Source organism: Asanoa sp. NPDC049475 (assembly GCF_040676915.1).
Lineage (GTDB): Bacteria > Actinomycetota > Actinomycetes > Mycobacteriales > Micromonosporaceae > Asanoa.
The window spans coordinates 231,678-252,158 of sequence record NZ_JBFAPY010000009.1; the positions used below are offsets into that span (position 1 = coordinate 231,678).

A 20,481-nucleotide genomic window follows, 5' to 3' on the forward strand; every position below is an offset into this window, starting at 1 on the left:
TATATCCGCGACGGATACACGTCAACCGGTGAGAGGCTGCGGACCGAAACGGCCCCAGGCCACGAAGACCGCCAGGGCCAGGTAGAGCAGGTCGGGCACGATCGTCGCCCGTTCGCCGCGGCGCAGGCGCATGGTCGCCGCTCCGGTGAACAGCAGCGCGACGCAGGTCGCGGTGATCGGCACGAGGACGGGTGCGATGTCGAGCACGCCGGGCAGGATCAGACCGGCCACCGCCAACAGCTCGAGCGTTCCGATCGCCCGCAGAGCGGCTGGGCTGAAGTCGAGCACCCACTCCGCGGCATGACCCGCCGACGCGATCCTTTCCCGGGGCACGACCATCTTGGACGTGCTGACCAGGAGCACGGCGGCCAGCAAGCCAGTGACGATCCACAGCAACAGGTTCATGAGCAGACTCCTCGCAGAGGTCATCGGCGGTTCCCGCCGAGGGCGGAAGCCGCGAGGGTGATGGGGATGCGCTTAGCGGCGACGTCGGGAGGCGCGGACCAGGGCGTCCGCGTCGCCGACCGGGCCGAGGTGGCGCAGCTTGTCGGGGTTGACGACCGAGTGGATCGCCTGGATCCGGTCGTCGGCGATGTCGAGGCTGATCACGGCGACGAGCCGGTCCGCCGGGTCGAACGCGAGCGCGCCGGGTTGGCCGTTGATCTCGGTGAGCTCCAAGCGCACGCCGAGGCGCGGCAGCGCCGTCAGGCCGACCAGCAGCGTCTTGGCGACGCGCTCCCGGCCGTTGACCGGGTGGGCCAGTGCCGGTGCCTTGCCGCCACCGTCGCCGTGCATCGCGACGTCGTGGGCCAGCAGGGCCTCCAGCGCGGCCAGGTCGCCGTTGCCCGCGGCGGCGAAGAACCGCTCGGCCAGCTCTTCGCGCTGCCGCCGGGAGGAGTAGTAGCGCGGCCGCCCCTCGCGGACGTGTGCCCTCGCCCGCGCGACCAGGTGGCGGGTGCTGTCGACGTCGGCGTCGATGATCTCGGCGACCTCCGCGTACGGGTAGTCGAACACCTCACGGAGCAGGAACGCGGCCCGCTGCGCCGGTGACAGCCTCTCCAGGAGCACCAGGAACGCCAGCGACAGTGAGTCGGCGGTCTCGGCCTGGTCCGCCGGCGACGGCCCGGTCACCATGGGCTCGGGCAGCCACTCGCCGACGTACCGTTCCCGGCGCGAGCGCGCCGAGCGCAGCTGGTCGATGCACAGCCGGGTCACCAGCGTCGCGACGTACGCCCTGGGCGAGGCGATCGGCTCCTCCCGTTGCTCGGTCTGGTGCATGCGCAGGAACGCCTCCTGCACCACGTCCTCGGCCTCGCTCACGCTGCCGAGCATCCGATAGGCGATCGCCACCGCCCGCGGCCGCAGCTCCTCGTAAAGCTCCGATGTGGACATTCAGAGCCCCGATACGAAGCCGGTGCGCCAGGTCGGGAACCGCAACGTCCAGCCCAGCTCGCGCTTGGCCTTCTCGCTCGAGATGCCGGGAGCGCGCGTCATCATGTCCACCGCGAAGTCGCCGGCCAGCATGCGGACCAGCCACGCCGGCACCCGACGCGGCGGCTTGGCGCCGAGCGTGTGTGCCAGATAGGGCAACCACTCGCGTACCGCGGCCGGTTCGTCGTCGGCGACGTGGTAGATGCCGGGCTTGCCGCGCTCGATGGCCGCGACCGTCGCCGCCGCGGCGTCGCTGATGTGCACCATCGACCACACGCCGGCCCCGCTGCCGACGATCGGGAACTTCCGCTGCCGGACGCCGTTGGTCATGACGGCGTCGGGGGCCGCGCTGAGGTCGGTGCCGGGTCCGTAGAAACCGCCGTAGCGGATGGCGATGCCGTCCGCCCAGCCGATTCCCGTCACCGCTTCCTCGAGATGCCGCAGTGCCGCGACGAGTGGCACCGCGTCCGCGGGCGGGTCGGACTCCAGCCGTCCGTCCTCGTCGACCACCGGCGCACCCGTCCGCTCCATCCACAGCGAGTTGCTCTGCGCGACGAACGTCCGCACGCCGACCGCCCGTCCGGCGGCCAACAGGTGGTCGGTGCCCTCCGTACGCAGCCGGTTGGTGGCCTCGAAGGTCCGCTTCGCGTGCCGGAAGTCCGCCGGTCCGCTCAGCGCGGTGAGCTGGTGGACGATCACCTCGGGCTCGGCGCGGGCGACGGCGTCGGCGACCGCGTCCGGGTCCAGCGCGTCCACGACGACCGGTTCCGCACCGAGCGCGCGCAGGGCGTCGGTCTTGGCGACCGAGCGGGTCGTGCCCACGACCTCGTGGCCGCGGGCGACCAGTTGGGGAACGAGCTGGCTACCGATGGCGCCGGACGCACCGGCGACGAAGATCTTCATGACGCCTCCCTTTGGTCGGGCTCACCAACTAGAGACGAGACACGCCCCGGCCCTATGAACGGGGGTTACCCAGGTCACACATCCTCAGGTCGTCGAGGCCGCGTAGATCTCGGCGATGGACTCGTCGAGGATCCGGTTGAACTCCTTGTCGTCCTGGTCGCGCTCGAGCCCCTCGGTGAACGCCCGCGAGAAGCTGGCGATCAACCGGTGGTTGCGCGCGAGCCGGGTCACGGCCTCCTGGCGCGTGTAGCCGCCGGACAGGGCGACCACCCGCAGGACCTTCGGATGCCGGATCAGGTCGAGATAGAGGTCGTCCTCGGTCGGGATCGACAGCTTCAGCATGACCTGCCGCCCGTCGGGCAGGTCACCCAGGCGGTCGAGGAACCCCTGCTTGAGCAGCTGCTCGGCGCGCGCCTTCTCCGGGCTCTCGATGTCGACCTCCGGCTCGAGGATCGGCACGAGGCCCGCGTCGAGGATCTCCCGCGCGTACCCGAACTGCTGGTCCAGGATCGCGGCAATTCCCCCCACGTCGGCGCGGGAGATGAAAGACCGCATCTTCGTGCCGAACACCTGCCGCTCCAGCGCGCGTTCGAGCAGGTCGGGCAGCTTGGTGAACTGCTTCATCAACCGCACGCCGTCGGCCTCGGGCGCCAGCCCTTCGTCGACCTTGACGAACGGGACGACGTTCTTCTCCTCCCAGAGGTATCGCGGCGCCGGCACGCCGGCGACGTCGCGGGACATGGTCTGCTCGAACAGGATGGCGCCGAGGACGCGCTCCCCGGTGAACCCCGGCGCGGTGATCAACCGGCTCCGGAACTCGTGCATCAGGTCGAACATCTCTTCGTCTGACGAGTACGCCGACTCGGGCACCCCGTACAGCGCGAGCGCCTTTGGTGTACTTCCGCCACTCTGGTCAAGCGCGGCGACGAAGCCCGTACCGCCGCCCATCTTCTCCGTCCACGCCTTGTCCATGCCTGGCTCATACCCGCGTGGCCGCCTCGCACACCGACGCGCGAGGCGGCCACCGACCGGCCTAGTGCCGGCCGAGCGGGAACGTGCCCGCCCCGACGCCGGTGAGGGTCCGGGTGTACTGCCGCAGGTACGTGTCGAGGAACGGCGACCGGTCGCCCTGGGTCGGCACGTCGAAGCGCGGGTCCTGGAGCTCCAGGCTCAACCGCGCGCGGCTCACGTCGATCGTGTTGCCGCTCGGGGTGTCACGCCAGCTCCCGCTGCCGATCGTCCCGATCTGGACCCCGAGCTGGTGACCGACGTCGAAGGTCCAGTCGGTCGACTTCAGGTCGAACGCGACCCGGCCGGCGCGCTCGATCAACGCGACGTTCTCGTCGAACATCACCGAGGTGCCGTCGGGGGCGACGTCCCACAGCCGCACCATGACGTTGCCGGTCGCGCCGGCGTTCAGCGTGACGCGCGGAGTCGCGGTGATCCGCACCCGGGACGTGACCGGCGTGGACCAGCTGAAGTAGCTGTGCGTGTCGGCCACCATCGGTGCCAGGCCGCGGGTGGCCGAGGGGGCGGGATCCACATAGTGCTCCATGTCCCACTGCTGGTCGTCGGACCCGACGGCCAGCGTCGAGGCGATGCCGTCGTCCACGTACTGGCCGTCGGGCAGCCGCGCCTCGAGCGACGACGACCGCGGCGGCCAGGTCGGCTCGGCACGCCACGCGCCGGTGTTGTCCTCGACGGCGTACGCGGGATCCTTGACCGAAGGCCTGACGCCCTTGAGGTAGCGGTCGTAGAAGCGCATGACCTCGTCGAAGAACGCGGCCCGGCCCTGCAGCAGCTGCCCCGCGCTGTTCGTCTCGTTGCCGCGCACGTGCTCCCATTGCCCCAGCCAACCCCGCTCCACGCCGTGGTGGTTGTCGAGGTACTCCTCCATGTCCTCGGGCTTCGTGTTGTTCTCGATGAAGCCCTGCGTGACGAACAGCGGCGTGCTCGTGCCGCGGGCGTCGGCCGCGAGGTTGCGGTCGCGCCAGTACCGCGAGTCCAGGTCAGGGTTGTTGTTGTTCGTCAGGTTGTCGCTCAGGCACTCGGGGTGCGCCACCTCGTAGGCGGCGTTGGCCTTGTAACGATCCGTGTCGTCGGCCAGCGAAGCCATCGTCGCGATGCCGTTGTACGCGTTAGGCGTGCCGGTCACGTTGGGCCGCGGGACCTCGTTGCTGAACAGGTAGTTGTACATGTTCCACACCGGCTCCTGCGCCACGACGGCCTTCAGCGCACCGAGCCGCAGGTTGTTGCCGACGAGCCCGGTGACGGCGTCGTACGACTTGCCGTACATGCCCACCTTGCCCGTCGACCAGGGCTGGCTGGCCGACCACTGGATCGCGGCCTGCACGTCCGCCTGCTCGCCGGGGCCGACCCAGTCGAGGCAGCCGGTGCTACCACCGAAACCGCGCAGGTCGACCATGACGTACGTGTAGCCGCGCGCGAACAGGTCGGTGCCGGTGGTGAAGTCGGCGAACCGGCTGGACGGTCCGGTCTGGGCGAAGCCCTCCGGCCCGGTCTGGCCGGCGTGGCTGAAGTAGGGGCCGACAGCGAGGATCACCGGCGTCCTCGCCCGGGCCGGCAGGTGCGCCGGCCGCAGGACGTCGGCGTGGAGCTCGACGCCACTGTGGTCGGCGGACCTGAAGTAGGCCTCCGTCCACACGGCGCCCTCTGGGACGCGGGGGTTCTCCTCGTGGGTGATGCCCGCCGGCGCCGACGACGGTGCGGCGGCGGCGGTCGCCGTGCCACTGACCGTGAGTACGGCTGTCGTGATCAGCGCTCCGACGGCGGCGGCTGTTGTCCGCCTGCGTACGTTCATCTGACCTCCCGATCGATGATGCTCACTACGCACGCTAGTCCCGACCGGGCAGGTATATGAATATCTTTTTGATCACCGACGTCGATGGGCGGCTTACCGGCGTACGGCCGTCACCGAGGTCGCCGGTATCGGGCCGGCGCAGCGCGAGTCGTTCGAGCTCGCGCGGTTGTCACCCATGACGAAGACGTCGTCCTTGGCCACCTTCACCGGGCCGAACCGGCGCGAGTCGCACACGTCCGGGTTGGGCGGTGCGTCGAGCGGGGCGTTGTCGGCGACGTACGGCTCGTCCAACGGCGCCCCGTCGACCGTCACGTTGCCCGCGGCGTCGCAGCAGGCGACGGTCTCGCCTCCGATGGCGACGACCCGCTTGAGGAACGGCGTGTCCCGGGCGCCCCACTTGCCGCCGCTCGGCCGGAAGAGGACGACGTCGCCGCGCCGAGGTCGGTAGGTGCCGTCGACGGCCACGACGGTGATGACCTGGCCGGACTTGACGGTGGGTTCCATGCTCACGCCGCCCTGCGTGAACTGCTCGATGGTGGAGGCCTGGTCCGGCTGGTCGCCGCCGGCGGCCGCGGCGCCACCGCATCCGCTCAACCCTGCCAGCGCGACAACGACCGGCAGCCACCGCAAGCTCTTCATCCGGCCGATCCTGTCAGAACGTCGGGCAACGCGTGATCCCGGCGGATGCGTGGGCCGCGTAGAGTGGTTGCAAAACGCAATCACTAGTGGGGGCTAAGACATGCTGAGCCAGGTCGCCGAGGGTGTGCTGGTCCACGAGAGCGAGTTCGTGCAGAGCAACGCCGTCGTCGTACACGGCGATGCCGGCGGTGTGTTGCTCGTCGATCCAGGAGTGCAGAGCCACGAAATGGCCTGCCTCGCGTCCGACCTGGCCCCGGCAACGGTGGTAGCGGCCTTCTCGACCCATCCACATTGGGATCACCTGCTCTGGCACGCCGCGTTCGGCAGCGCCCCTCGTTACTGCACGGCGCGAGGCGCGGAAGCCGTCCGGGAGGAACTGTCCGACCCGGAGGCGAAGGCCCGCATCACCGAGCACCTGGAACCGACAGGCATCGCCGACCAGGTCCCGCTGGACCTCTACGGCCTGGTCACCGCCCTGCCCGCCGGGACCGCGCGGGTTCCCTGGGACGGCCCGCACGTCCGGATCATCGAGCATCAGGCGCACGCCCCCGGCCATGCGGCGCTGTTCGTGCAGGAGCGCGGGGTCCTCGTAGCCGGCGACATGCTGTCCGACGTCTTCATCCCGATGCTCGACCTGCACGGCGGCGAGGACCCGATCGAGGACTACCTCGCCGCGCTGGGGCTGCTGGAGGCGGTGGCCGGGGACGTCGACGTCGTCGTCCCCGGCCACGGCTCGGTCGGCGGTGCCGCGGAGCTACGCACCCGGATCGACCGCGACCGGGCGTACGTGCTCGCCTTGCGCGACGGCCGGCACCCCGACGACCCGCGGATCGGCCCCTCGGCGAAGCCCGGCTGGGAATGGGTGAGCGACGTCCACGAGGGACAGGCCAAGCGCGTCGCCGAGCGCTACGGACAACGCGGCTGACGAGCGCGCCGGCAGGGCCTCAGCCGGTCCGTCGCCCTGGTGTCAGCACACCCGCCACGATGGCGGCCACCACTGCCGCGATCGCCGCGACCGTGAAGCCGTTCTCGAAGCCCTCGAGGGTGTCTCCGACGAGGCTGGCGGCGGCGACACTGGAGATGACGGCCGCGCCCAGCGACGCCCCGAACTCGTGGAACGTGCTGACGATGCCCGACGCGACCCCGGACTCGTGCGGGGCGACCTGGCCCAGTGCGGTGGTCGAGGCGACGACGAAGATGGCGCCGGTGCCGGCGGCGCCCAGCGCGACACCCGCCACCACCGCGACCGGATCCATCGTCAGCGCCGGCACGGCGAGGCCCGCGGCCGCCACCACCAACCCCGCCACAGCGAGCACCCGGCCGCCGATCCTCGCGATCAGCTGACCCGTGACGTGGGCGCCCACGATCGTCGCGAGGGCCACGGGTAGGAACAGCAGCCCGGTGCGCAGGGCTCCGTACCCCCTGGCGTGTTGGAAGTAGAACGTGCCCAGGAAGAACGTCGCGATCATCAGGGCGGTCGCGACCAGGATGAGGAACGTGCCGATCGCCACCGGACGGCGGGCGAGCAGCGAGACGTCCATCAGCGGTGGGCGGGCGCGACGCTGCCACGCGACGAATGCCACGTACCCGATCGCCGCCAGGAGCAACAGCCATCCGGTCGTGGCGGTCAACCAGCCCTTGTCGCCGGCGCGGATCAACGCGTAGATGACGGCCGCCGACGAGCCCGTCACCAGGACCGCGCCCAGCACGTCCAGCCCGGACGCCGAACCGCCGCGGCTCGGCAGCATCCGCGCGAGCACGGCCACGATCACGAGTCCGATGGGGACGTTGACGTAGAAGACCCATGGCCAACCGGGACCCGCGGTGATCAGGCCACCGAGGAGCACGCCGATGGCCGCTCCGCCGCCGCCCAGCGCGGACCACACCCCCAGGGCCTTGTTGCGTTCCTCGCCGCCGAAGAGGGTGACGACCAACGACAGCGCCGCCGGTGACAGCAGCGCCGCGCCCGCGCCCTGGGCGACGCGGCCGGCCAGCAGCATCGTGGCCGAGTCGGCGAGACCGGTGACCAGGGACGCCGCGGTGAAGATCAGCAGACCCGCGAGCACGACCGGCTTGGCGCCGACCAGGTCGGCGATCCGGCCGCCGAGCAGCATCAGACCGCCGAACGTCAGGGTGTACGCGCTGACGGTCCAGGTCAGCGCCGCCCGGCTCAGGTCGAGGTCGGTCTCCATGTGCGGCAGTGCGATGGCCACCACGGTCACGTCGAGGATCAGCATGAGCTGGGCGATGCCGAGAAAGCCCAGGATCCGCCACCGCGCGGGGTGCGGCGCCTCCTGCCCCACCGGGGTGTCGCGTCTCTCGTCGGTAGTCATCGACGGCCTCCCACCGTTAATTCGTACTTTCGCGTACGAGTTCTACGGCGAGGTTAGCTCGTACATGGGCGTACGAGCTAGTGTTCGCACATGACGCGTCCCCGCCGCAGGGCCGATGCCGAGCGCAGCATCGCCCGGATCGTCGCCGCGGCCCGCGAAGCCCTGAGCCGCGACCCGGACGCCACGGTCGACGACATCGCCAGAGCCGCGGGCGTGGGCCGGATGACGCTGTACGGCCACTTCCGCACCCGCCCGGAGCTCGTCGAGGCGGCCATCGCGGACGCCCTGCGGTCGGGCGAGCAAACGCTCGGCGGCCTGGACCTGACCGGAGACGCCCGCGACGCCCTGACCCGCCTGCTCGAGTCGAGCTGGACCCTGGTCAGCGAGTCCGCCGCCCTGCTCGTGGCGGCGCAGAAGGTGCTGCCGGAGGGCCGGGTCCGCGACCTGCACGCGGACGCGGCCGAGCGGATGGAAGAGCTCATCGAGCGCGGTCAGCGGCAGGGTGCGTTCCGCACCGACCTACCGACGGCCTGGCTGGTCAACGCGGTCCAGTACCTGCTGCACGGCGCCGCCGAGGAGATCCGCGCGGGGCGCCTGAAGACGGCGGACGCCGGGGGCGTCGTCACCGCGACGATCCAGTCGATGCTCAGCGCGGCAAAGGGATGACCTTGAGCGGATGTGACCGCCGACACTAAACAGTGTGACCGTTTCGTTTGTATGCTCACTAACGGAGGGGTCATTCTGTTTGGCAGAGGAGGTCGCGGTGCCCAAGTTGACCGAGGCTCGCAGTCAGTTGCGGCGCGATCAGATCGTGCTCGCCGCTCGGCGTTGCTTCGTGCGCAATGGCATGGAGCGCACCTCCGTCGCCGACATCACCGCTGAGTCGGGGCTGTCCGCCGGGTCGATCTACGCGCACTACAGCAGCAAGGCCGACATCGTCCTGGCGGTCGTGCAGGACGTGATGGATCGGCGGGCCGCGATCCTGGCCGCGTACGCCTCCCGCACCCGGCCTCCGAGTCCCGCCCAGGTGATCGGCCACCTCGCCGCCGCCACCGATCCTGACGAGGCGCGCGTCGCCCTTCAGGCCTGGGGTGAGGCCACGACCGATCCCGCCATACACGACATCGTCGTCGCGATGGTCGATCGCATTCGTGGGCTGTTCCGGGAGAGCTGCGCGCAGTGGCTCGTCGCCGTCAAGGACTACGCACCATCCGAGGCCGGACCGCGGGCAGAGCGGCTGGCCGACCAGCTCGTCGCCGCTTACCAGGCCCACCTCGTGCGCGCCGCCCTCGGTGCGACCGACGCCATCGACCTCGCGGCCATCGAAGCCATCAGTTGAACCAGGAGCACCCATGAAGACACGCCCGGGCGGCATCGGCCGCCTCGCCAGCCATGACGTCTCGCGCATCGGGTACGGGGCCATGCAGCTCGCCCGCCTCCGCGACGACCGGCCCGCCGCGATGGCGCTGCTGCGCCGCGCCGTCGAGCTCGGTGTCGACCACGTCGACACCGCCCACGTCTACGGCGCCGGCTTCGTCAACGGGCTCGTCCGCGATGCGCTGCGGCCCACCGACGGCGTGGTCGTCGCGACCAAGGTGGGCATCGACCCCGACCCGAACGGCCGCTTCCCCATGCGTCCCGCACAGCGGCCCGAAGACCTGCGGGCGACGGTGCAGGACAACCTGCGCAGCCTCGGCGTCGACCGGCTCGACCTGGTCTACCTGCGCCGGTTCGACGCCGGCGCCCGGATGCCGCTCGCCGACGACCAGGTGGTCGACCTCGAGGACCAGCTGGCCGCACTGGTCGCGATGCGCGACGAGGGCACGGTCGGAGCGGTCGGGCTGAGCGCCGTCGACCTCGACGGTCTCAAGCGCGCGGTCCCGGCCGGCATCGCCGCGGTGCAGAACGCCTACAGCCTGCTGCACCGCGAGCACGAGGACCTCCTGGACGTCTGCCGGGCCGAGGGCATCGCCTGGGTGCCCTTCTACCCGCTCGGCGGCGCCTCCCCCGGCCTGCCGAAGGTGACCGACGACCCGGCCGTCCGCGCCGCCGCCGACGACCTGGCCGCCACCCCCGCCCAGGTCGGCCTCGCCTGGCTGCTCCAGCACGCCCCGAACGTGCTGCTCATTCCCGGCACCGGCAACGCCGAGCACCTGGCCGCCAACCTCGCCGCGGGTGGATTGAACGTCCAGGACGCGGCGCTGACCTAAGAGGTGGATCATGGGACTGGAGCCGGCGGGCCTGCACGACCTGCCCCGCCCCGTGGCCGTCGCCCTCGGCGGCGGTGGCGTGCTCGGCGCCGCGCACGTCGGTGTCGGCCACGCGTTGGAGCAACGCGGTTTCATCCCGGACCTGATCGTCGGGACCTCGGTGGGCGCGCTCACCGGAGCGATCGCCGCCGCCCACCCCGACAGCGCCGCGCCATGGCTGGAGCAGGTGTGGACCCGACTGCGGCGCCGTGAGGTGTTCCCTTTCGGCTACCCGCCCTCGCGGGCCAGCGTCTTCGCCGACCGTGGCCTGCGTCGCCTGATCGCCCGGGCCGCCCTGCCGTCCCGGATCGAGCGACTCAAGGTCCCCTTCACGGCCGTCGCGATGGACCTGGTCACCGGAGAGCAGGCGCTGCTCGACCACGGCGACCTCGAATCCGCGCTGCTGGCCAGCACCGCCATTCCCGGGGTGCTGCCACCGGTCACCCGCGACGGCCGGATCCTGGTCGACGGCGGCGTGACGGCGTACGTCCCGGTGCGCGCCGCCCGTCAGGCCGGTGCGGCCAGTGTGGTGGTGCTGTCCACCGGCCCGGAGAGCGGCCCGCTGCCCCACCTCGCACCGCGCCGCCGCGCCGACGCGATCGCCGCCCGCGCCGGTCTCCTGATGATCCGCCACCAGATCGAGCGCGACCTGGCCGAGGTGTCCGGACAGATCCCGACCGTCGTGCTGCCGACCGGCGTGGACGCCTGGCCCGCGCCATGGGACTTCGACCAGTCGCAGCGGCTGATCGACACCGCGTCCGTCACCGCCGGACGGTTTCTCGACCGGCTGCGGGTCGACGGCCCCGGCCTGTACCGCACGGAGGAGGTCTCGTGAGCACCATCGCGTTCGTCAACATCCCCATGCACGGTCGGGTCAACCCGACGCTGCCCGTCGTGGCTGAGCTTGTCCGACGTGGACACTCCGTCACGTACCACGTCTCCCCCGCCTTCGGCGCGGTGGTCACCGCCGCCGGCGCGACCCTGTGCCTCTATCCCGGCGGCGACCAGCCCCTGCCCGATCCGCCGACGCCGGCCACCCTGCTGGCGGGGTTGGCGCGGACCGCCGTCGCGGTGCTTCCCACGGTGCTGGCCGACCTGCGGCGCATCCGCCCGGACCTGATCGTCCACGACGCCGCGTGCCTGTGGGGCGCGGTCGCCGCACGCGAGCTCGGGGTGCCGGCGGTCGCCTCGTTCACCACCTTCGCGTTCAACCGGCAGGTGCCCAGCCCCACCCGCGGGTCGTGGGAGCTGCTGGCCGCCGCGCGGCCTCGTACGCTGCGGGCCTTCGTGCGGTCGCAGGTGACCCTGCACCGCCGCTTCGCGGCGCGCGGCCTGCCGCTGCTCGACCTGGGGAACATCGCCGAGCCGCTCAACCTGGTCTACACGTCGCGGGAGTTCCAGCTCGGCGCCGAGAACTTCGACGAGTCGTTCCGGTTCGTCGGCCCCAGCATCGGTGCCCGGGCGAGCGATCCGTCGTTCCCGATCGACGACCTCAAAGAGCCGGTGGTGTACGCCTCCCTGGGCACGGTGTTCAACGCCGAGCCGCGCCTGCTGCGCAGCCTCGCCACCGCCCTGTCGCCGCTGGCCGGCACCGTGGTCGTCTCCACCGGGCAGACCGATCCTGCCGCGCTCGGTCCGCTGCCGGCCAACGTGCTGGCCCGCCGCTCCGTGCCGCAGCTGGAGGTGCTGGAGCGCGCCTCGCTGTTCGTGACCCACGGCGGCATGAACAGCGTCAACGAGGCCATGCACGCCGGCGTCCCGATGCTGGTCATCCCGCAGGGCGCCGAGCAGCCGCTGGTGGCGGCCCGCGTCGTCGAGCTCGGCGGCGGCCTCACGCTCCGGACCGACGAGGTCGAGGTGATGGTCGTGCGCGACCTGGCCCAACGCCTGCTCTACGAGCCCCGGTTCCGGGCGGCGGCCGACCAGTTGCGGGCGGCCCAGCGCGCCGCGGGCGGCTACCGGCGCGCGGCCGACGAGCTCGAGACGGTGCGGGGCTGACCCATGTCGCCCCTCGTCGTCATCCTCCTCCTGCTCGCCGGACTGTCCGAGGCCGTCGGGCGCGTGCTGCCCGTGGTGGCGGCGCGGTCCGGCGTGTCCCGCACCCGGGCGGCCGGGCTCATCACCGCGGGCGCCGTCGTCGAGGGGGCGGTGTTCGCGCTCTGGCCCCTGTCGGCCTGGGCCGTGGCCACGCTCGTCGTGCCGACCGACGGCGCCGCGCTGGTCTGGTCACCGGGGCTGCTCGCGCCGCTGCTGCTCTCCGCCGTGCTCGCGTTCCCGTTGCTCGGGCCGTTCCTGCACCTGGCCCTCTTCGTGGGCGTGGGCGCCGGCCTGACCGGCGCGCTGGCCCCGCTGGTCGGGCTGGGCTGGTGGACGGCGGCGGGCTGCGTGGCCGTCGCGGGAGTCGGGCTCGGCGTCACCGTCGAGGTGGTCCGCCGCCTGGCTGCGTGGCTGAACACCGCACCGGCCCGGGAGGCGCTGACATGGCCGGCCTGACACTCATGCTGCTGCTCTGCGTGCTCGGGCCGGTCCTGCTGGCCGAGGCCCTGCTGGCCCGGCACGAGGTGCTGGCCTACGCCGCGGGCTGGCGGGCGCCGACGGGCGGGCTCCGCACGCGCATCCCGCATGCCCGGGGCGCCGAACCGGATCGGCCGCCGGCGGCGTACCTCGTCTATCTGGACGGCATCGGGAAGCGGCACTACCGCGACACGCGCGACGGTGGCCGGCTCGTCAAGGCCATCATCGCGGCCGCGCCGGAGCTGCGGGTGCTGGGCCATGTGCAGCCGTACTCCCCGCTGGCCTACGCGCTCGCCGAGCGTCCGGTGTGGATCTGGCTGCGCCGGCACGTCGGGTTGCTGCTGTTCCTGCACAACGTGATGCAGATCTTCATCGCCGCCGACCACCGCTACCGCCCGCTCTACAACCGCGCGGTCGGCTCGCAGATCGCGACCCAGCTCCGGCTCGCGGGCTACCAGCGTGGCAGCGGCATCCCGGTCGTGCTGCTCAGCTACAGCGGCGGTGCCCAGGTCGCGACCGGGGCGGTCGAGGAGCTGCGGGCGCAGCTGCGGTCTCCGCTTCAGTTGATCAACCTGGGCGGGTTCCACAACGGCGCCAACGACCTCACCCACGCCGGGCACGTCCACCTGCTCACCAGCGACGCCGACTGGATCGAGCGCCTCGGCACCCGGATCTTCCCGCAACGGTGGCGGCTGTTCCGCCGGAGCCCGTGGAACCGGGCCACGCGCGCGGGGCAGGTCAGCGTGCACCGGCTCGACCCGGCCACCCACATCGGGCCGAGCAGCTACATCAGCCCGCAGGCGGTGCTGCCCGACGGCCGCAGCCATCTCGACCGCACGACAGACACGGTGATCTCCCTGATCCGCGCGAACGTCACTCCACCAGCTTGCCCACACTCGACACTTCGGTCATGAGCTCGGCGAGCTCGGTGGGGACCGGCGGGATCTCTTCGTGGACGACGCCCGTCGCCGGCGACCAGACGAGGTTGACCCGCAGCGCGGGGTCCAGGTCCGGGTAGTCGCCGCGGTTGTGGCAGCCCCGGGTCTCCCGCCGCTCCAGCGCCGCCGCCAGCGTGGCTCGCGCCGCGAGGGCCGACGACGCGAGGTCGAAGGCGTGCGCCAGGTCCTGGAAGCCGGCGATGTCCGGATGGATGCCCACGTCCCGCATGCGGTCCTCGATCGCGTCGAGCTCCGCCAGGCCGGCCAGCAGTCCCGGCTCGTCGCGGACGACGCCCGCGCACGCGGTCATCGTGTCGCGCACCGCCCGCTGCAACGCGCGCACGTTCTCGTGCCCGTCCGCCGCGAGCAGATCGTCGACCTCGGCGCGGGCCTCGTCGACGGCGTCCCGCGAGCGGCGCTGCGCGTCGAGACCGGCGGAGTAGGCGGCCGCCGCCGCGCCCACGATGCGGCCGTAGACCAAGAGCTCGGACAGGGAGTTGCCGCCCAGCCGGTTCGCGCCGTGCAGGCCGCTGGCCGCCTCGCCGACCGCGTAGAGGCCGGCGACGTCCGTGCTGTGGTCCTCGGGCCGCACCCATACGCCGCCCATCGAGTAATGCGCCGTCGGGGCGATCTCGATCGGTCCGGCCGTGATGTCGAGCATCTGGAGCTCGAGCATCATCTGGTAGACCCGCGGCAGGCGCCGCATGACGGTCTCGCGGGGCAGGTGCGACACGTCGAGCCAGACGCCGCCGTTGGCGGTGCCGCGGCCCTCCTTGATCTCGGTGTACTCGGCCAGCGCCACCCGGTCGCGAGTGGACAGTTCGAGCCGCTGCGGGTCGTAGCGCTCCATGAACCGCTCGCCGAGCGCGTTGCGCAGGATCCCGCCCTCACCCCGCGCGGCCTCGGACACGAGGGTGCCGGCCGCGTTCTCGGGCTCGAGGATGCCGGACGGGTGGAACTGCACGAGCTCCGGGTCGCGCAGGCGCGCGCCGGCGGCCACCGCGAGCCGGAAGGAGTCGCCGGTGTTCTCGTCACGCCGCGACGAGGTGCGCCGCCAGATCCGGGTGTGGCCGCCGGTCGCCAGGATCACCGCGTCGGCGTGCACCACCGCGCGGGTGCCGTCACCCACGTCGAAGCCGTACGCGCCGAAGACGGTGTTGTCGCGGACGAGCAGGCGGGTGACGTACACCGAGTCCAGGATCCGGACGTTCAGCTTCGTCGCCCGCCGCACGAGCGCGCGCTGGATCTCCAGGCCCGTGTAGTCGCCCGCGAAAGCGGTCCGGCGGTACGTGTGCGCGCCGAAGAAGCGTTGCGAGATGCGGCCGTCGTCCTCGCGGGCGAACGCCATGCCGTACCGCTCCAGGTCGTGGATGCCGGCGGCGGCGCCCCGCGTCACGATCTCCACGGTGCGCGGGTCGGCGAGCAGGTAGCTCTCCTTGATGGTGTCCGCGGCGTGCTGCTGCCAGGTGTCCTGCGGGTCCATCGTGCCGAGCGCCGCGTTGATGCCGCCGGCGGCCAGCGTGGTGTGCGCGTCCAGCCGGGGACGCTTGCCCAGGACCAGCACGTCGACGCCGCGCTCGGCGAGCTCGATCGCGGCCCGCAGCCCGGACCCGCCGGTGCCGATCACGAGGACGGACGTGGACAGGCGACGTTCCGAACGTTCCGACATGCCTCCAAAGCTAAGCTCAAGATGGCGATGGACCGGAGTCGGTCAATCCGGCATGACCGGGTGGATACCACCCCTGGGGGCCAAACCATGCGCACAGCACTCACGCCCGTCGGCAGTCTGACGCCGGTGGGCATCCACGTCATGCGCTACGGCCTCGCGACGGTGTTCGTGTGGGTGGGTGGGCTCAAGTTCACGGAGTACGAGATCGAGAACGCGGAGCCGCTCGTCACGAACAGCCCGCTGACCTCGCGGCTGCGCAAGAGACTCGGCGCGCGGAGCCTCGGCCGGCTCGTCGCGGTGTCGCAGGTCGCCCTCGGCGCGTTGATCGCGGCCAAACCGCTGGCACCACGGGCCTCGGCGCTCGGCAGCCTAGGGGCGGCGGGGATGATGGTGGGCACGCTCAGCTTCCTGGTGACCACACCGGAGGCCTGGCGCGAGGGACACGGCGTGCCGCAGCTGTCGGTGCTGGGCGAGGCCCTCCTGAAGGACGGCGTCCTGCTGGGCGCCTGCCTCCTCACGGCCGCCGATTCCCTGCGGGCGGCCGGTTTCCGCTAGGTCGGAACCTGGCCGAAAGTACGACGGCTCGGACGTCGACGTGACCTTTGGGCCGATGAGCCGCGGAGGCCCTTGGCCCAGGCTTCCCGCATGTCCTCGAACGGCCTGAGCTACCTCGACGCCGGCCCCTCGGTCGCGTCACCGGTCCGCGAGCGCGTCGTCGCGCTCGATGTGCTGCGCGGGTTCGCCCTGTGCGGGATCCTGTTCGCGAATGTGAAGCCCATCGCCCACCGGGGCTCCGCGCTCGGCACCGGGCGCGCGCCCGAGACGACGGCCGCGACGGTGCTGCACCTCCTGGTCGACCAGCGGTTCTTCCCGATCTTCTCGTTGCTGTTCGGCGTCGGCTTCTCGCTGTTGCTCGAATCGGCGCGGGCGCGCGCCCCGCGGCCGCGCGTGATCCTGCTGCGGCGCCTCGTGGCGCTGCTGGCCGTAGGCCTCGTCCATTTCCTGTTGCTGTGGAACGGTGACGTCCTCACCGTCTACGCGTCGCTCGGCCTGCTCGTCCTGCTTCCCTCGACCTGGCTGCCACGCCGCGTCGTGGCCATCGCGTCCGCCGTCCTCGTCGTGTTGTCGCTGACGCTGTTCGGTGGCTGGTACTCGATGATTCCGGGGCTTTTCCTGCTCGGTTCGGCGCTGACCCGCTACGGGGTGACCGCGCGGCTGGACTCGCGTCCTCGTGCGACCGCGACGTTGTGGTTGGTCTTCGTCCTCGCCGCGATCCCCGTGACCGTCGTCCAGCTGCGCGCCGCCACCGACACCGTCGCCTTCCGGATCGCCTACCCGACGGCCGGATTGTTGACCGCCGGCGCCTACGTGTGCGGCCTGCTGCTGCTGCTGCGGACACCGCTGGCCCGGCCGCTGACGGCCGTCCTGCGGCCGCTCGGACGGATGGCGTTGACCAACTACCTGACCGCCACGGTGCTGGTGCTGGCACTGTCCACGGTGGTCGGCGACCCGGACCGGCTGTCGACCGGCGGCGTCGTCGCGATCGCCTCGACGGTCCTGCTGGTCCAGTGGACGTGGTCGGTAGGCTGGCTGCGCCGGTGCCGGCAGGGTCCGGTCGAGTGGCTGTGGCGATGGGTGACGTGGTGGCAGCGGCCACCGTTGCGCCGAGCAGGAGGGGCGTCATGACCTTCCGCGTCCGCAGCGCGGTCGAGGCCGGGTTCGCGGTGCTGCTCGCCGCCGGTCTCGCGCTCGAGGTCGCGACCGTGCTGAGCCGGCGCCCGGCGTGGCCGCTCGGAGCGGCGCTCGTGACCATCACGGCCGCGGTGTGCGCGGCGGCTCTGGCACGACGACGGTTCCCCGGTCGCGCGGCGGCCTCGGCGATCCTGCTGTGTGCGGCCGCCGAGCTCATCGACTGGCAGACCGACCGGGAGGGCCAACCCGCGCCGGTCGCCGGCCTGGCGCTGCTGGTGGTCGTCGCCTCGACGGTGCGCTCCCTGCCGCGAATCGGTGGTGTGGTGGCGGTGATCGCGGGCTCTGGCGTGGTCGCGGTCGGCACGGTCGAGAGGTACGCGACGTACCTGTCGCAGGGCGTGCCCAACGCGCGGACGGCCACGCTGGTCATGGTGACGGGGTGGGCGGTCGCGGTGACGGTGGGACTCTGGCTGCGGCTCGGCGACGCGCGTCGGCGGGCGATCGTCGACGGGGCACGGCGCACCGAGCGACTGGCTCTGGCCCGTGATCTCCACGACGTCGCCGGCCACCACCTGACCGGTCTGATCATCCAGGCTCAGGTCGCGCAGCTCGACCCGGACGCCGACCCGCGCGCGGCCCGTTCGGCCTTCGCCGACATCGAGGCGGCCGGAACCCGGGCGCTGACGTCGCTGCGGGAGGTGGTGCGGCTCCTGCGCGACGACGAACCGCACGCCCGGGAGTCCCTGACCGAGCTGGTGGGACGCTTCAGCCGCACCGGCATCGACGCCCGGCTCGAACTGCCCGACGGCCCGGCGCCCGCGCACTGGCCGGCGGAGACCGCCAACGGCATCTACCGGATCGTCCAGGAGGCGCTCACCAACGTGGTCCAGCACGCGCACGATGCCCGTACCGTCACCGTGACCCTGGCGCACGATCCGTTGGTCGTGCGGCTGCGGGTGGCCGACGACGGTCGACCCGGTGGCGGCGCCCGCCCCGCCGGGCACGGTCTGGTCGGGATGCGGGAGCGGGCGGCCGCCCTGGGCGGCGAGCTGACCGCCGGGCCGGGCACGCCGTCGGGTTGGACGGTCGAGGCCACCATCCCCGCGCCGGGAGCGCCATGACCATCCGCGTGCTGGTCGCCGAGGACCAGGCCATCGTCCGGCGAGGGCTCCGGCTGCTGTTGGAGAGCCACGCCGACATCTCCGTGGTCGGGGAGGCCGCCGACGGTCCGACGGCAATCAGCCTCGCCCGCCGGCTGCGTCCCGACGTCTGCCTCGTGGACATCGAGATGCCCCGGTTGGACGGCATCGAGGTCACCCGTGCCCTCGCCGGTCGGGGCGGCCCCAAGGTCGTGATCATCACGACGTTCGACCTGGACGACTACGTCGAGCGCGCGCTGCAGGCCGGGGCGGTCGGCTTCATCCTCAAGGAGTCCGGCCCGGCCCTGCTGGCCGAGGCGGTGCGGGCGGCCCACGCCGGCGACGCGCTGGTCTCGCCGTCCGTCACCAAGCGGCTGCTCGACCAGTTCGAGCCCCGTGCGCCGCGCCGGCCCGGTCCGTCGCTCAGCGAGCGGGAGACCGAACTGATCAGGCTGGTGGCCCGCGGCCGCACCAACCAGGAGATCGCGCGGGAGCTGTTCATCTCGGTGAGCACGGTCAAGGCGCACATTGCCAACATCCAGGACAAGCTCCAGCTGCGGAACCGCACGGAGATGGCCGCCTGGGCGTGGGAGCACCGACTGGTGCGCCGGAGTCCACAGTGAACCGACGGCGCGGAGCGCCGACCGGCGATTTCCCGGTCGGCGCCCGACGCCGCTCAGAGGATGGTGTTGAAGTTGCCCCAGCCGCTGCCGATCTGCCGCGCGGTCGACCCGCTGTAGGGCACGCCGCCGTCGCGGACATAGTTGTTCGGGTAGAGCCACAGCGATTCGTCGGCCTTGCGACCCACCAGGTCCGTGAACCCGTCACCGGTCACGTCGGCGCCGATGATGGTGTCGAAGTTGTTCCAGCCGCTGCCGATCTGCCGCGCGGACGACGAGCTGTAGGGCACGCCGCCGTCACGGACATAGTTGTTCGGGTAGAGCCACAGCGAACCGTCGGCCTTGCGACCCACCAGGTCCGTGAACCCGTCACCGGTCACGTCCGCGCCGATGATCCTGTTGAAGTTGCCCCAGCCGCTGCCGATCTGCCGCGCGGACGACGAGCTGTAGGGGATGCCGTCGTCGCGGACGAAGTTGTTCGGGTAGAGCCACAGCGACCCGTCCGTCGTCCGGCCGACCAGGTCCGTGAATCCGTCACCCGTGACGTCGGCCCCGACGAGCAGGTTGAAGTTGCCCCAGCCGCTGCCGATCTGCCGCGACGACCCCGCGCTGTAGGGCACACCGTCGTCGCGCACGTAGTTGTTCGAATAGAGCCAGAGAGAGTTGTCGACCGTCTTGCGCACCACGAGGTCGGTGAAGCCGTCACCGGTCACGTCGGCGCCGACGATCGAGTTGAAGTTGCCCCAGCCGCTGCCGATCTGCCGCGCGGTCGACCCGCTGTACGGCACGCCGCCGTCGCGGACGTAGTTGTTCGGGTAGAGCCACAGCGAGTTGTCGGACTTGCGGGCGACGATGTCGTGGAACCCGTCGCCGGTGACACTGGCGATCGCGGGGTCGTCGTCGTCCAGGTCGTTGACGATCTTGTTGTAACGGTAGGCCTTGTACTGCCAGGTCGCGTGGCCGGACAGCGTCGCGTCGCTGAAGGACTTGTGCTCTTCCTTCTTCATCGGCGTGCCACCGAAGCTGTAGTACCAGAACTTCGTCTTCGCCGCGTCTTCCCAGCCGCCGAAGAGCAGGGCGTGGTACGGGTAGCCCGGATCGTCGTTGACGGTGTCGTCGAGCAGGTCTCCGGGGAGGAGCTCGCTGCGGCTGATGGGCGTCGTGTACGTCGGGTCGTCGAGGCCGTGGGTGTTCGGATCATCGCCCAGGTGCCACGCCATGTCGACCAGGCCGGAGCAGTCCCGCCGGTACGTCCGGGAGTGGGTTCCGTCCCACGTCTTGAGCTCCATGCTGTACGTCATGTCCGAGTCGTTCCGACGGAGGTACCAGTTCGCGGCGCGGGCCAGCACCTCGGACCGGGTTATCTTGCCCCCGATCGACGAGGCGGCCTGGGCCGGCGCGGCCGGCGAGAAGACGACGGCGGCGGCGGTCGTGGCGGCCAGTGTCAACGTCAGCACGAGCTTGCGCCCGAGCCGGCGCCTGAGCCAGTGGCGATTCATGGTGGGTGGGTTCCTTCCTGGTCAGGCCGATGCC

21 protein-coding genes are annotated in these 20,481 nt (G+C 71.7%); 12 read left to right on the forward strand and 9 right to left on the reverse strand.

From position 1 onward, the window contains the following. Positions 1-21 precede the first annotated feature (21 nt). The 6 genes from AB0J88_RS33155 to lepB form a co-directional block, all read right to left on the reverse strand. Positions 22-405, reverse strand: a complete 384-nt coding sequence (locus AB0J88_RS33155; RefSeq protein WP_364356893.1) for a DoxX family protein — start codon at positions 403-405, stop codon at positions 22-24. Positions 406-477: 72 nt separating this feature from the next. After that, on the reverse strand, positions 478-1,392 hold the full coding sequence (gene sigJ, locus AB0J88_RS33160) for an RNA polymerase sigma factor SigJ (protein ID WP_364356890.1): 915 nt from the start codon (positions 1,390-1,392) through the stop codon (positions 478-480). Further along, on the reverse strand, positions 1,393-2,334 hold the full coding sequence (locus AB0J88_RS33165) for an NAD(P)-dependent oxidoreductase (protein WP_364356887.1): 942 nt from the start codon (positions 2,332-2,334) through the stop codon (positions 1,393-1,395). An 84-nt stretch (positions 2,335-2,418) separates the two neighbouring features. Continuing rightward, entirely contained in the window at positions 2,419-3,306 is an 888-nt protein-coding gene (locus AB0J88_RS33170) for a fructose bisphosphate aldolase (RefSeq protein ID WP_364356884.1), read from the reverse strand. A 61-nt stretch (positions 3,307-3,367) separates the two neighbouring features. Then, positions 3,368-5,155 (reverse strand): CocE/NonD family hydrolase, encoded by a 1,788-nt coding sequence (locus tag AB0J88_RS33175; protein WP_364356881.1) that lies wholly within the window; start codon positions 5,153-5,155, stop codon positions 3,368-3,370. A gap of 93 nt (positions 5,156-5,248) precedes the next feature. Further along, positions 5,249-5,794 (reverse strand): signal peptidase I, encoded by a 546-nt coding sequence (gene lepB, locus AB0J88_RS33180; RefSeq protein ID WP_364356878.1) that lies wholly within the window; start codon positions 5,792-5,794, stop codon positions 5,249-5,251. Positions 5,795-5,894: 100 nt separating this feature from the next. On the opposite strand from lepB, the gene AB0J88_RS33185 reads away from it, so the two are divergent. Beyond that, positions 5,895-6,719 carry an MBL fold metallo-hydrolase gene (locus tag AB0J88_RS33185; protein WP_364356875.1) on the forward strand — a complete coding sequence of 275 codons (825 nt, stop codon included), beginning with the start codon at positions 5,895-5,897 and terminating at the stop codon, positions 6,717-6,719. 19 nt (positions 6,720-6,738) lie between these two features. Here AB0J88_RS33185 and AB0J88_RS33190 read toward each other — a convergent pair whose 3' ends face one another. After that, on the reverse strand, positions 6,739-8,127 hold the full coding sequence (locus tag AB0J88_RS33190) for an MFS transporter (RefSeq protein WP_364356872.1): 1,389 nt from the start codon (positions 8,125-8,127) through the stop codon (positions 6,739-6,741). A gap of 90 nt (positions 8,128-8,217) precedes the next feature. On the opposite strand from AB0J88_RS33190, the gene AB0J88_RS33195 reads away from it, so the two are divergent. Genes AB0J88_RS33195 through AB0J88_RS33225 form a run of 7 tightly spaced genes read left to right on the forward strand, consistent with a single transcriptional unit; the run spans position 8,218 to position 13,804 of the window. Next, positions 8,218-8,793, forward strand: coding sequence for a TetR family transcriptional regulator (locus tag AB0J88_RS33195; RefSeq protein WP_364356869.1), 576 nt, complete (start codon positions 8,218-8,220; stop codon positions 8,791-8,793). A 34-nt stretch (positions 8,794-8,827) separates the two neighbouring features. Beyond that, the gene (locus tag AB0J88_RS33200; protein WP_364356866.1) at positions 8,828-9,466 is read left to right on the forward strand and encodes a helix-turn-helix domain-containing protein; all 639 of its coding nucleotides are present in this window, start codon (positions 8,828-8,830) and stop codon (positions 9,464-9,466) included. A 13-nt stretch (positions 9,467-9,479) separates the two neighbouring features. Next, positions 9,480-10,337: an aldo/keto reductase gene (locus AB0J88_RS33205; RefSeq protein ID WP_364356863.1), complete on the forward strand. Its 858-nt coding sequence runs from the start codon at positions 9,480-9,482 to the stop codon at positions 10,335-10,337. Positions 10,338-10,347: 10 nt separating this feature from the next. Continuing rightward, positions 10,348-11,211, forward strand: coding sequence for a patatin-like phospholipase family protein (locus AB0J88_RS33210; protein ID WP_364356860.1), 864 nt, complete (start codon positions 10,348-10,350; stop codon positions 11,209-11,211). Next, positions 11,208-12,374 (forward strand): macrolide family glycosyltransferase, encoded by a 1,167-nt coding sequence (locus AB0J88_RS33215; RefSeq protein ID WP_364356857.1) that lies wholly within the window; start codon positions 11,208-11,210, stop codon positions 12,372-12,374. The genes AB0J88_RS33210 and AB0J88_RS33215 overlap by 4 nt, the downstream gene beginning before the upstream one ends. A 3-nt stretch (positions 12,375-12,377) precedes the next feature. Next, positions 12,378-12,869: a hypothetical protein gene (locus tag AB0J88_RS33220; RefSeq protein ID WP_364356854.1), complete on the forward strand. Its 492-nt coding sequence runs from the start codon at positions 12,378-12,380 to the stop codon at positions 12,867-12,869. After that, on the forward strand, positions 12,857-13,804 hold the full coding sequence (locus tag AB0J88_RS33225) for a hypothetical protein (protein ID WP_364356851.1): 948 nt from the start codon (positions 12,857-12,859) through the stop codon (positions 13,802-13,804). Before AB0J88_RS33220 ends, AB0J88_RS33225 begins: the two co-directional genes overlap by 13 nt. Here AB0J88_RS33225 and AB0J88_RS33230 read toward each other — a convergent pair. Further along, positions 13,764-15,497, reverse strand: a complete 1,734-nt coding sequence (locus tag AB0J88_RS33230) for an FAD-dependent oxidoreductase (RefSeq protein ID WP_364356848.1) — start codon at positions 15,495-15,497, stop codon at positions 13,764-13,766. The two genes, AB0J88_RS33225 and AB0J88_RS33230, sit on opposite strands and share 41 nt — an antisense overlap. 87 nt (positions 15,498-15,584) lie before the next feature. On the opposite strand from AB0J88_RS33230, the gene AB0J88_RS33235 reads away from it, so the two are divergent. The 4 genes from AB0J88_RS33235 to AB0J88_RS33250 all read left to right on the forward strand — a co-directional run bounded on the left by AB0J88_RS33235 (position 15,585) and on the right by AB0J88_RS33250 (position 18,951). Then, positions 15,585-16,052, forward strand: coding sequence for a DUF417 family protein (locus tag AB0J88_RS33235; protein WP_364356845.1), 468 nt, complete (start codon positions 15,585-15,587; stop codon positions 16,050-16,052). A 90-nt stretch (positions 16,053-16,142) separates the two neighbouring features. Beyond that, the gene (locus AB0J88_RS33240) at positions 16,143-17,183 is read left to right on the forward strand and encodes a DUF418 domain-containing protein (protein ID WP_364356842.1); all 1,041 of its coding nucleotides are present in this window, start codon (positions 16,143-16,145) and stop codon (positions 17,181-17,183) included. Continuing rightward, positions 17,180-18,310 (forward strand): histidine kinase, encoded by a 1,131-nt coding sequence (locus tag AB0J88_RS33245; protein ID WP_364356839.1) that lies wholly within the window; start codon positions 17,180-17,182, stop codon positions 18,308-18,310. The genes AB0J88_RS33240 and AB0J88_RS33245 overlap by 4 nt, the downstream gene beginning before the upstream one ends. Beyond that, positions 18,307-18,951: a response regulator transcription factor gene (locus AB0J88_RS33250; protein WP_364356836.1), complete on the forward strand. Its 645-nt coding sequence runs from the start codon at positions 18,307-18,309 to the stop codon at positions 18,949-18,951. Before AB0J88_RS33245 ends, AB0J88_RS33250 begins: the two co-directional genes overlap by 4 nt. Before the next feature lie 53 nt (positions 18,952-19,004). On the opposite strand, the gene AB0J88_RS33255 is transcribed toward AB0J88_RS33250, so the two are convergent. After that, complete coding sequence (locus AB0J88_RS33255; RefSeq protein ID WP_364356833.1) at positions 19,005-20,447, reverse strand: FG-GAP-like repeat-containing protein; 1,443 nt, start codon at positions 20,445-20,447, stop codon at positions 19,005-19,007. Positions 20,448-20,481: the final 34 nt, after the last annotated feature.